This window comes from Microbacterium sp. Kw_RZR3 (assembly GCF_029222405.1).
GTDB lineage: Bacteria > Actinomycetota > Actinomycetes > Actinomycetales > Microbacteriaceae > Microbacterium.
The window spans coordinates 1-10,280 of the sequence record NZ_JARHXC010000227.1 but is presented as its reverse complement, the minus strand read 5'-3'; the positions used below and the strand labels follow the sequence as shown (position 1 = coordinate 10,280).

The following is a 10,280-nucleotide window of genomic DNA, read 5'->3' as shown; positions in this document are numbered from 1 at the left end:
GCGACGCGGGGGCTCCGGCGGTCCGCGGGAGGTCCCTGAGCTTGTCGAAGGGACCGGGCCCACGACCGCGCCGCTTTGTGGATGATGGATGCCGAATCCCGGCATCCATTGTTCACCTCATGCGGTCCCCGGCATAGGGCGAGCATTAGCGTGGGAGCATGACCCCGCTCGACGACCCCGCTCTCGTGCGCGTTCTGGCAGCCGACGGCACGATGGCGCCCACGCCCGCGGCCGAGCGCTACCTGCCGCTCATCGACGCGCTGACCGACGCCGAAATCGAGACGTTCTACCGCGACATGGTCTCGATCCGCGCGTTCGACGTGCAGGCCACCAACCTGCAGCGCCAGGGCCAGCTCGCCCTGTGGCCGCCGTCCTTCGGTCAGGAGGCCGCCCAGGTCGGCTCCGCGCGTGCGGCTCGCACGCAGGACCACATCTTCCCCTCGTACCGCGAGCACGTGGTCACCCGCATCCGTGGCGTCGACCCGCTCGACATCATCCGACTGATGCGCGGCCTCACGCACGGCGGCTGGGATCCGTCCGACCCCAAGAACGGCAACACCCACATCTACACGCTCGTGCTCGGTGCGCAGACGCTGCACGCGACGGGCCTCGGCATGGGGCTGGTGTTCGACGGAAAGTGCGGCACCGGAGACCCCGAGCGCGACGAAGCGGTCATCGTCTACTACGGCGACGGCGCGTCCAGCCAGGGCGACGTGCACGAGGCCATGGTCTTCGCCGCGAGCTTCCAGACCCCCGAGGTCTTCTTCCTCCAGAACAACCAGTGGGCCATCTCCGTCCCGGTCGCCACGCAGTCGCGCTCGCCGCTGTACAAGCGCGGTGAGGGATACGGCATCCCGAGCGTCCAGGTCGACGGCAACGACGTGCTCGCCAGCTACGCCGTGTCGAAGCTCGCCCTCGACGAGGCCCGTGCCGGCGGCGGCCCCCGCGCGATCGAGGCGATGACGTACCGCATGGGCGCGCACACCACGAGCGACGACCCGACCAAGTACCGGACCTCCGACGAGGAGCAGTCGTGGGGCCGTCGCGATCCGATCGCCCGCATGCGCGCGTTCCTCGAGGCCCGCGGTGCGTCGCAGCAGTTCTTCGACGACGCGGATGCCGAGGGTGCCGCGCTCGCCGACGACGTGCGTGTGCGCACGAACGAGCTCGGCACGATCCCCCGCGCGCACATGTTCGAGAGCGTGTACTCCGAGGCGCACGCGCTGATCCAGGAGGAGCAGCGCTGGCTCGACGACTACGAGGCGTCGATGGAAGGGGGCGCGCAGTGACCGAGAACATGCCGATCAGCCGCGCGCTGAACGCGGGTCTCCGCCGCGCGCTCGAGACCGACGACCGCGTCCTGCTCATGGGCGAGGACATCGGCCCGCTCGGCGGCGTCTTCCGCGTGACCGAGGGTCTGCAGAAGGACTTCGGACCCCGCCGCGTCATCGACTCGCCCCTCGCCGAGTCCGGCATCGTCGGGACCGCGATCGGCCTCGCGATGGGCGGGTTCAAGCCCGTGCTCGAGATCCAGTTCGACGGCTTCGTCTTCCCGGCCTTCGACCAGATCACCTCGCAGCTCGCGAAGATCACGAACCGTCACGAGGGTGGCGTGCGCATGCCCGTCGTCATCCGCATCCCGTACGGCGGGCACATCGGCGCGGTCGAGCACCACCAGGAGAGCCCCGAGGCGTACTTCACGCACACGGCCGGTCTGCGCGTGGTCAGCCCCTCGAACGCGAACGACGCGTACTGGATGATGCAGCAGGCCATCGCCTCGCCCGATCCGGTCATCTTCCTCGAGCCGAAGGCGAAGTACTGGCAGAAGGGCGAGGTCGACCTCGACGCCCCCGCCCTGCCGCTGCACGCGAGCCGCATCGTCCGGCGCGGCACCGACGTGACCCTCGTGGGCCACGGCGCCATGGTCACGACCCTCCTGCAGGCGGCCGCGCTCGCCGAGAGCGAGGGCACGAGCTGCGAGGTCATCGACCTGCGTTCGCTGTCTCCCGTCGACTACGGTCCTCTGCTCGATTCGATCCGCCGCACGGGCCGCATGGTCTACGCGCAAGAGGCGCCGGGCTTCACCTCGCTCGGTTCCGAGATCGCCGCGACCGTGATGGAGAAGGCGTTCTTCGCGCTCGAGGCGCCCGTGCTGCGCGTGTCGGGCTTCGATGTGCCCTTCCCGCCCGCGAAGCTCGAGGGCACCTACCTGCCCGACGCCGACCGCATCCTCGAGGCCGTCGACCGGTCTCTCGCTTACTGACACCCTCCCGGCCGTGAGGCCCTCCCGCCGCCGGATCATTCCGTTGCGGCACCGCCGGTGGCAAGCTGGCTCCCGAGCAAAGGACACACCGTGACCGAGCAGACCTTCGTTCTCCCCGACGTCGGAGAGGGCCTCACCGAGGCCGAGATCGTGCAGTGGCGCGTCGCCCCCGGCGACACCGTCGCGGTCAACGACGTGATCGTCGAGATCGAGACGGCGAAGTCGCTCGTCGAGTTGCCCTCGCCCTACGCGGGCACGGTCGGCGAGCTCCTCGCCTCCGAGGGGGCCACGGTCGAGGTCGGTGCCCCGATCATCACGATCGGATCGACGGATGCCGGCACCCCGACGCCCGCGGAGCCCGTCACCGTTCCCGAGCCCAGCGACCCCGGCGGGGCCGTGCTCGTGGGATACGGCACGGGTGGCGCGGTGTCGTCACGCCGGCGCAAGCCCGCCGAACGTCCGGTGAAGGCATCCGTCGGAGTGGTCGCCAAGCCCCCGATCCGCAAGCTCGCGCGCGACCTCGGCGTCGACCTCTCGGCCGTGACGCCGAGCGGTCCCGCCGGCGAGGTGACGCGCGACGACGTCGTGAAGCACGCCGAGCAGGCGAGCGTCTTCCGCAACATCGAGACGCCCGCGTGGGGAGAGGTGCGTGAGGAGACGATCCCGGTCCCCGCTCCCGCGGCGCCCGCGCCCGTGGCATCCGTCCCCGCCGCCGATGCCCGCGAGGAGTCGATCCCCGTCCGCGGCGTCCGCAAAGCCACCGCGAACGCGATGACCTCGAGCGCGTACTCGGCCCCGCACGTGTCGGTGTGGGTCGATGTCGACGCCTCGCGCACGATGGAGCTCGTCAAGCGTCTCAAGGCCTCGCCAGACTTCGCCGACGTGAAGATCTCGCCGCTGCTGATCATGGCCCGCGCGGTGATCTGGGCTCTGCGCCGCACGCCGATGATCAACGCCGCCTGGGTCGACACCGAGGACGGCGCGCAGATCTCGGTGCGCCACTACGTCAACCTCGGCATCGCTGCCGCCACCCCCCGCGGCCTCCTCGTGCCGAACATCAAGGACGCGCAGGCGATGAACACCCGCGAGCTCGCGAAGGCGCTCGAGAACCTCACCCTGACGGCCCGCGAAGGCAAGACGAGCCCCGCCGATCAGGTCGGCGGCACCTTCACGATCACGAACATCGGCGTGTTCGGAGTGGATGCCGGCACCCCGATCCTCAACCCCGGCGAGGCCGGCATCATCGCCCTCGGCGCGATCCGACAGAAGCCGTGGGTCGTCGACGGCGAGGTACGCCCCCGCTGGGTGACCACGGTGTCGGGCTCGTTCGATCACCGCGTGGTCGACGGCGACGGGATCTCGCGGTTCATCGCGGATGTGGCATCCGTTCTGGAGGAGCCGGCGCTGCTGCTCGACTGAGGCTCGGATCGGGCCGGGCCCCGGCAGTTCCTCCGCGTCGAGCACGGCGTGGCCCGGTCGCGTGATGTGCAAACGAGACTGGAATCTGATCTGGTCCTACAATAAAGTTCGTATTAAAGCGTTTAATACTCACTTTAATGAGGTCAGTCATGGCGAAGCGCACGGTTCCCCTTCGACCACACGTGCGAGACGCGCTGGCGGTGTGGGGCCAGGTGATCCGTCAGGGGCGGATCGACCGCGGGTGGAGCCTCGCCGAATTGGCTGCGCGTGCCAATGTCTCCGACCGCACTGTCGCTGCGGCGGAGGCGGGGAGCCCGGGGACCGCCGTCGGGACGATGGTCGATCTCGCCGACCTCGTGGGCATTCCGCTCTTCGGTCTCGAGGACCGCGCGGAGATCGCCTTACGACGCCGTCGCGGCGAGGAGATGCTGGCGCTGCTCCCGCAACGCGTGCGGAGGCCGCTCAACGAGGTCGCGGACGATGACTTCTGACGAGTTGTACGTGTGGACATGGCTTCCGGGTCACGCCGATCCCGTCGTCGCCGGTCGCATCGAGCAGGATGGTCCGCTCCTGCGGTTCATCTACGGCGCGAACTACCGGAGGCGACCCGATGCGATCAGTCTTTACGCCCCGGAACTTCCGCTCGTTCCTGGTCTGCAGGATCCGCGGGAAGGCCTGACCATCGCCGGTGTCCTTCGCGACGGCAGCCCCGATCGGTGGGGGCGCGGCGTCATCGAGCGTCGGCGCGGGGTCGCACCGAACTCGTTGTCGGAACTCGACTACATGATCGATTCGAGCTCCAACCGGTTCGGGGCACTCGACTTCCAGCGGTCGCGTGAGGAGTACGTTCCGCGCGATGATTCCGCCACCCTCGATGAGCTGCACGACGCTGCTCAGCGCCTCGACCACGGCGAAGACCTCTCCCCGTCGCTGGATGCTGCCCTCATTCACGGGACGAGCCTCGGCGGTGCACGCCCCAAGGCATCACTCACCGACGAAAACGGCGAGGAGTGGCTCGCCAAGTTCTCTTCGTCTGACGATCGGGTTTTCTCGGTCGTGAACGCGGAGGCTGCGATGTTGGAACTCGCTCGTCGGGCCGGATTGGACGTGCCCGCCACCAAGGTGGTCCGGTCCCTGGGTAAGGAGGTGCTTCTCGTCAAGCGGTTCGATCGCGACGGGCACGGCGGCCGACGCCACGTGGTGTCCGGGCTCACCATGGCGCAGACGGATGAGATGTATGCGCGTTATGTCTCGTATCCGCAGATTCTCGACGTCTTGCGTGAGTACGCGACGGATGCGACGCGACCGGGTCCGGAACTCTTCCGTCGTATCGCGTTCAACATCGCCATCAGCAACAACGACGATCACGCCCGCAACCATGCGGCGTTTTGGGACGGCAGTCATCTCGAGCTCACACCCGTGTATGACCTGGCGCCGGGAAACAGGTCCGGCGACTCGTTCGCTCAGGCGATGGCTTACGGGCGAGGGGATGACGCTGCGCGGGTCTCGAACTTCGGCGCGCTGATCGCTGAGTCGGAGATCTACGGTCTGCGTGCGCATGAGGCGCGCGACATCGTGGACGGACTGGTCGAGAGGATCCGGGCTAACTGGGCGGATGCCGCTGACGCGGCGCGTTTGACCCGTGCTGACCGCGAGTCCCTCGAAGCGCGGCAGCTGCTGCCGCGAGCCGCGTTCTTCGATCTCGGGTGAGCGCTTCGGCTATGGATCAGGAGGGCTGAGAACCGCCATCCCTCCCTCGGAGTACTCGACGCCGCTCCCACGTCCGCCCTGGACGTTTTGTCGCAGCTGGGCTGATCCTTGGTGTGTCTTTCACTGTCGACTGTTTCCTGCGGATGGTTCTCTCCAGGTCCGCGATCTTGTGAGCGACCGCATCGACGTACTTGCCCACCCGTTGCGGACTGTCATGAAGACGGAGGTACCGCCGGTTCCCCCTCCGCGAAGCGCGGAGGGCCGGAACTCGTAGTCGACGACGACGTACGGACGGGTGAGAGCGATGTTCGACTCGGCGAGCAGCCTATTTGAAGCGCTCAGTTGTCGGAGCTGGCCGGCGGCGATAACTCGTGCGATCACGGCGGCGACCGCGGCGACCACGGTACCCACGCCTTGAACGGTTGCCCAGAACACCGTGTCGGTCATTCTCCGTTCTATCAACATCGGCGTCTTCGGAGTGGATGCCGGCACCCCGATCATCAACCCCGGTGAGGCCGGCATCATCGCCCTGGGTGCCATCCGGCAGAAGCCGTGGCTCGTCGACGGCGAGGTGCGCTCGCGCTGGGTGACCACGGTGTCGGGCTCGTTCGATCACCGCGTGGCCGACGGCGACGGGATCTCGCGGTTCATCGCCGACGTGGCGTCCGTCTTGGAGGAGCCCGCGCTGCTGCTCGACTGAGTTCTCCTCGAGCCGTCGGGGGATGCCGTGTCGCGGCGTGCCCGAGATCACACGATCGTGTTGAGATCACGCGTTCGCGCGCGGCCGGTGCGCGTGCGCTCGTGCGGATCGTGCGATCTCGGCGGGGGCGAGGTGCTCGCCGGGCAGCGGGATACCCGCGCACGGCCACTCGGACCGTTCCATCGGCCTCGGCCTGCCACAGGGGCGGCCGGGGTGCCGATTCGATTACCCCGGATGACGACTGGTTACGGGTCCTAACGGTTCGACTTTGGTATCCGTCCTGCGCTTGTTTACGTAGAGCTATGACTTCACGCACCACCTCACGCCTGGCCACGATCCTCGGCGCTTCCACCGCAGCCCTTCTCCTCGCCCTCACCGGGTGCGCCGGAGGAGCGGCATCCGGAGACGACTCGTCCCGCATCGTCCTCGGTGCCGACGACGGAAATGAGGCGCACTGGACGGTGCTGAAGCAGAAGCTCGCCGACGAGGGCATCGACCTCGAGGTGCGCACGATCAACGACGGCGTGCAGCTCAACCAGGGCGTGCAGGACGGCGAGCTCGACGTGAACCTCTTCCAGCACCTCATCTACCTGTCGCAGTTCAACGTCGAGAACAACGGCACGCTCGTGCCGGTCGGCGCCACCGCCGTGTATCCGCTCGCTCTGTACTCGGAGCAGTACAAAGACGTCAAAGACCTGCCCGAGGGTGCGAAGGTCGCGATCCCGAACAACCCGACCAACCTCGCCCGGGGCCTCCTCAACCTGCAGACGGCGGGGCTGCTCACGCTCAAGGACGGCGGGACCGCCCTGTCGACCCCGGCCGACATCGTCACCTCCAAGGTTGAGCTGCTGCCCGTCGACACGAACCAGACCGTCACCGCGCTCAAGGACGGCAGCGCCCAGGCCGCGATCGTCAACAACACGCAGGCGCAGAAGGGCGGGCTCGGTGACGAGCTCATCATCTTCAAGGAAGACCTGAACAACCCGCAGCTCGCGCCCTACATCAACGCCTTCGTCACACGCGACGACAAGAAGGACGACCCGCGCTGGGCGAAGCTCGTCGAGGCGTACCACTCGCCCGAGGTCGAGGCCGCGGTCACCGAGCTCAACCAGGGCAACCTGCAGTTCAAGGCCGACTGGACCGCCGCGCAGCTGCAGGACGAGCTGACGAGCCTCGAAGACGCCCTCAAGGCCCAGAAGGGATGACGTCGGTCATCGAGCTGCGGGGCGTCACGAAGAGCTTCCGCACCGATCGCCGCTCCTCCACGACCGCCGTCGACGACGTCTCGGTGAGCGTGGAGGAGGGGTCGATCGTCGGCGTCATCGGCTACTCCGGCGCCGGCAAGTCCACTCTGGTGCGCCTGCTGAACGGCCTCGAGAAGCCCACCTCGGGAACCGTCGAGGTGCTGGGGGTGAACGTGGGGGATGCCAGCGAGGCGACGCTGCGCGACCTGCGGCGCCGCGTCGGCATGATCTTCCAGCAGTTCAACCTGTTCTCCTCGCGCACGGTCGCGGCCAATGTCGCCTACCCGCTCAAGGTCGCGGGGTGGAAGAAGGCCGACCGCGACAAGCGCGTCGCCGAGCTGCTCGACTTCGTCGGCATCGGCGACAAGGCGAAGCAGTACCCCCGGCGCCTGTCGGGCGGGCAGAAGCAGCGCGTCGGCATCGCGCGCGCGATCGCGACGAATCCGCGGATCCTCCTCGCCGACGAGGCGACGAGCGCCCTCGATCCGCAGACCACGGCCGAGATGCTCGACCTGCTGCGCGAGATCAACCGGCGCCTGGGCATCACGATCGTGGTCATCACGCACCAGATCTCGATCGTGCACGAGCTGTGCGACCAGGTCATCGTCATGGACGGCGGACGCGTGGTCGACAGCGGCGACACGTACCGCGTCTTCGCGCACCCGCGGGCGGAGCTGACCAAACGCTTCGTCGCCGCGGTGACGCAGGGCGTGCCGTCGGGCGAGGCGCTGGCGGCGCTCGCCGCGGGCGGCGGAGACCTGATCAGCGTCGAGGTCAACGAGTTCACCAGCGAAGACGTGTCCGAGGTGTTCCACCGCCACGGCGCGCGCCACTCCGTGGTCTACGGCGGCGTCACCGACGTGCTCGGCAAGCAGCTCGGCACCCTGACCTACCGCGTGCACACCGACAGCCTGGATGCCATCGTCACCGAGCTCCGCTCCCACACCGACGTCGTGGTGCCGAACGCCGAGGAGGCCCGCGCATGAACAAGTGGGACACCCTGACGCCGGTGCTGCTGCAGTCGATCGGCGAGACCGTCTACATGGTCGCGGTGTCGCTGCTCATCTCGGGCATCGCGGGACTCGCCATCGGCGCCCTGCTCTACGCCACCCGCCCCGGCAACCTGTTCGAGAACCGTGTCGTCTTCTTCGTCGCGAACCTCGTGATCAACCTCATCCGCCCCATCCCGTTCATCATCTTCCTCACCGCCGTGGCCCCGGTCACGCGCGCGGTGACGGGGACGACCCTGGGGACGGATGCCGCGATCGTGCCGATCACGATCATGGCGACCGTCGTGATCGCCCGCGTCGTCGAGCAGAACCTCGTCGCGGTCGATCCCGGCACCGTCGAGGCCGCGCGGGCCGTGGGCGCGCGCCGCATCGGCGTGCTCTTCGGCGTGGTGATCCCCGAGGCGCTCGCGCCGCTCATCCTCGGCTACACGTTCATGTTCATCGCCGTCGTCGACATGTCGGCGATGGCGGGCTACATCGGCGGCGGCGGACTCGGCAACTTCGCGATCATCTACGGCTACCAGCAGTTCAACGCTCAAGCGACGTGGGTCACGGTCGCGATCATCGTGGTGATCGTGCAGGCGGGTCAGCTGGTCGGCAACGCGCTCGCGCACCGCATCCTGCGGCGTTGAACCGAGCCGGGTCGTGCCCGCTTGCACGTCTCGGTCCGCCCGCGAGCGGGGTGCCCGGCGCGCCCGTGCCGTCGTGCGGATCTTGCCCCCCATAAACGCTCTCCGCTCACGGAAACGCGTGCACAGCGTGTTTCTGTGAGCGGAGAGCGTTTATAGGGGTGTGCGAGCGGCCGCGGCAGCGCTGGCCCGCCCGGCGCCTCATCCTGGGAAGCTCTTATGGCCTCCGAGCTGAGTTTGAGAACGGTTATCACTCGCTTTAGAGTGGATGCCATGACCCGACGCCTGCTCGCCCCCCTCGCCCTCGGCGCGGCCTCCGTGCTCGCCCTCGCCGGCTGCGCCGGCGCGTCTCCCTCGGCCGGCTCGACCGCGAGTGCCGACGGCAAGGTGACCGTCGTGGCATCCACCGACGTCTACGGCTCGATCGCCGAGGCGGTCGGCGGCGACTTCGTCGACGTGACCTCGATCATCACCTCGCCGACGCAGGACCCGCACGAGTACGAGGCGAGCGCGCAAGACCAGCTGACGCTGAAGAACGCCGGCCTCGTGATCGAGAACGGCGCGGGATACGACTCCTTCATGGAGGGCCTCATCCAGGCGAGCGGCACCGCGGCGCCCGTCATCACCGCGGTCGAGTTCAACCACGACTACCCCGGCGCCGAGTCGCACGATGACGCGAGCCCAGCCCCGAGCGAGAGCGCCGACGACCACGCGCACGCCGAGGGCGAGACCCACGCCGAAGACGACGGCCACGACCACATCGAGGGCTTCAACGAGCACGTCTGGTACGACCCGCACACGGTCGAAGGCCTCACCGAGGCGATCGCCGAGGAGCTCGGCAAGCTGTCGCCCGAGCACTCGGCGGACTTCACCGCCAACGCCGAGGCCTTCACCCAGCAGATCGCCGGTCTCGAGGACTCGCTCGACGCGATCAAGGCGAAGGATGCCGGAGCGAAGATCTTCGTGACCGAGCCGGTGCCCGTGTACCTGACCACGGCGGCCGGTCTCGACAACGCCACGCCGAACGAATTCAGCGAGTCGGTCGAAGAGGGGCAGGACGTGCCGCCCGCGACCCTGCTCGAGTCGCTGCAGCTCCTCGACTCCGGCCAGATCAAGGTCATGATCGTGAACCCGCAGACCGGTGGCGCCGAGGTCACGAAGGTCCAGGACGAAGCCAAGGCCAAGAACATCCCCGTGATCGAGTTCACGGAAACGCTCCCCGAGGGTCAGACTTACATCTCGTGGATGCAGAGCAACATCACGGCCCTGAGCGACGCGCTCGCGGCGTGAGCGCAGCGGCACCGC

10 protein-coding genes and 1 pseudogene are annotated in these 10,280 nt (G+C 68.2%); 10 read left to right on the top strand and 1 reads right to left on the bottom strand.

The genetic code is table 11. The features are described 5' to 3' along the window. Positions 1-158: 158 nt before the first annotated feature. From P2P98_RS12735 to P2P98_RS12715, 5 genes are all read left to right on the top strand, one after another. Positions 159-1,289 carry a thiamine pyrophosphate-dependent enzyme gene (locus P2P98_RS12735; protein ID WP_275800276.1) on the top strand — a complete coding sequence of 377 codons (1,131 nt, stop codon included), beginning with the start codon at positions 159-161 and terminating at the stop codon, positions 1,287-1,289. 8 nt (positions 1,290-1,297) lie between these two features. After that, the gene (locus P2P98_RS12730) at positions 1,298-2,263 is read left to right on the top strand and encodes an alpha-ketoacid dehydrogenase subunit beta (protein ID WP_081318543.1); all 966 of its coding nucleotides are present in this window, start codon (positions 1,298-1,300) and stop codon (positions 2,261-2,263) included. 90 nt (positions 2,264-2,353) lie between these two features. Then, positions 2,354-3,682, top strand: coding sequence for a dihydrolipoamide acetyltransferase family protein (locus P2P98_RS12725; RefSeq protein ID WP_275800275.1), 1,329 nt, complete (start codon positions 2,354-2,356; stop codon positions 3,680-3,682). Between the two features lie 149 nt (positions 3,683-3,831). Beyond that, entirely contained in the window at positions 3,832-4,173 is a 342-nt protein-coding gene (locus P2P98_RS12720; RefSeq protein ID WP_275800273.1) for a helix-turn-helix transcriptional regulator, read from the top strand. Next, positions 4,163-5,392, top strand: a complete 1,230-nt coding sequence (locus tag P2P98_RS12715) for a HipA domain-containing protein (protein WP_275800272.1) — start codon at positions 4,163-4,165, stop codon at positions 5,390-5,392. Before P2P98_RS12720 ends, P2P98_RS12715 begins: the two co-directional genes overlap by 11 nt. Positions 5,393-5,512: 120 nt before the next feature. Here the strand turns inward: P2P98_RS12715 and P2P98_RS12710 are convergent, their stop codons facing one another. Continuing rightward, complete coding sequence (locus tag P2P98_RS12710) at positions 5,513-5,839, bottom strand: hypothetical protein (RefSeq protein WP_275800271.1); 327 nt, start codon at positions 5,837-5,839, stop codon at positions 5,513-5,515. 13 nt (positions 5,840-5,852) lie between these two features. On the opposite strand from P2P98_RS12710, the pseudogene P2P98_RS12705 reads away from it, so the two are divergent. From P2P98_RS12705 to P2P98_RS12685, 5 genes and pseudogenes are all read left to right on the top strand, one after another. Further along, positions 5,853-6,092 (top strand): annotated as a pseudogene (locus tag P2P98_RS12705) (2-oxo acid dehydrogenase subunit E2); the annotation flags it as partial. A gap of 302 nt (positions 6,093-6,394) precedes the next feature. After that, complete coding sequence (locus P2P98_RS12700; RefSeq protein ID WP_275800270.1) at positions 6,395-7,297, top strand: MetQ/NlpA family ABC transporter substrate-binding protein; 903 nt, start codon at positions 6,395-6,397, stop codon at positions 7,295-7,297. Continuing rightward, positions 7,294-8,322 (top strand): methionine ABC transporter ATP-binding protein, encoded by a 1,029-nt coding sequence (locus tag P2P98_RS12695; RefSeq protein WP_275800269.1) that lies wholly within the window; start codon positions 7,294-7,296, stop codon positions 8,320-8,322. Before P2P98_RS12700 ends, P2P98_RS12695 begins: the two co-directional genes overlap by 4 nt. Beyond that, positions 8,319-8,978, top strand: coding sequence for a methionine ABC transporter permease (locus P2P98_RS12690; RefSeq protein ID WP_275800268.1), 660 nt, complete (start codon positions 8,319-8,321; stop codon positions 8,976-8,978). The genes P2P98_RS12695 and P2P98_RS12690 overlap by 4 nt, the downstream gene beginning before the upstream one ends. Positions 8,979-9,248: 270 nt before the next feature. Further along, positions 9,249-10,265 carry a zinc ABC transporter substrate-binding protein gene (locus P2P98_RS12685; RefSeq protein WP_275800267.1) on the top strand — a complete coding sequence of 339 codons (1,017 nt, stop codon included), beginning with the start codon at positions 9,249-9,251 and terminating at the stop codon, positions 10,263-10,265. Positions 10,266-10,280 lie beyond the last annotated feature (15 nt).

Excerpts from the sequence above, each read along its gene's own strand:
- P2P98_RS12735 (WP_275800276.1), top strand. The coding sequence starts at position 159 with ATGACCCCGCTCGACGACCCCGCTCTCGTGCGCGTTCTGGCAGCCGAC.
- P2P98_RS12730 (WP_081318543.1), top strand. The coding sequence starts at position 1,298 with ATGCCGATCAGCCGCGCGCTGAACGCGGGTCTCCGCCGCGCGCTCGAG.
- P2P98_RS12720 (WP_275800273.1), top strand. The coding sequence starts at position 3,832 with ATGGCGAAGCGCACGGTTCCCCTTCGACCACACGTGCGAGACGCGCTG.
- P2P98_RS12715 (WP_275800272.1), top strand. The coding sequence starts at position 4,163 with ATGACTTCTGACGAGTTGTACGTGTGGACATGGCTTCCGGGTCACGCC.
- P2P98_RS12710 (WP_275800271.1), bottom strand. The coding sequence starts at position 5,839 with ATGACCGACACGGTGTTCTGGGCAACCGTTCAAGGCGTGGGTACCGTG.
- P2P98_RS12700 (WP_275800270.1), top strand. The coding sequence starts at position 6,395 with ATGACTTCACGCACCACCTCACGCCTGGCCACGATCCTCGGCGCTTCC.
- P2P98_RS12695 (WP_275800269.1), top strand. The coding sequence starts at position 7,294 with ATGACGTCGGTCATCGAGCTGCGGGGCGTCACGAAGAGCTTCCGCACC.
- P2P98_RS12690 (WP_275800268.1), top strand. The coding sequence starts at position 8,319 with ATGAACAAGTGGGACACCCTGACGCCGGTGCTGCTGCAGTCGATCGGC.
- P2P98_RS12685 (WP_275800267.1), top strand. The coding sequence starts at position 9,249 with ATGACCCGACGCCTGCTCGCCCCCCTCGCCCTCGGCGCGGCCTCCGTG.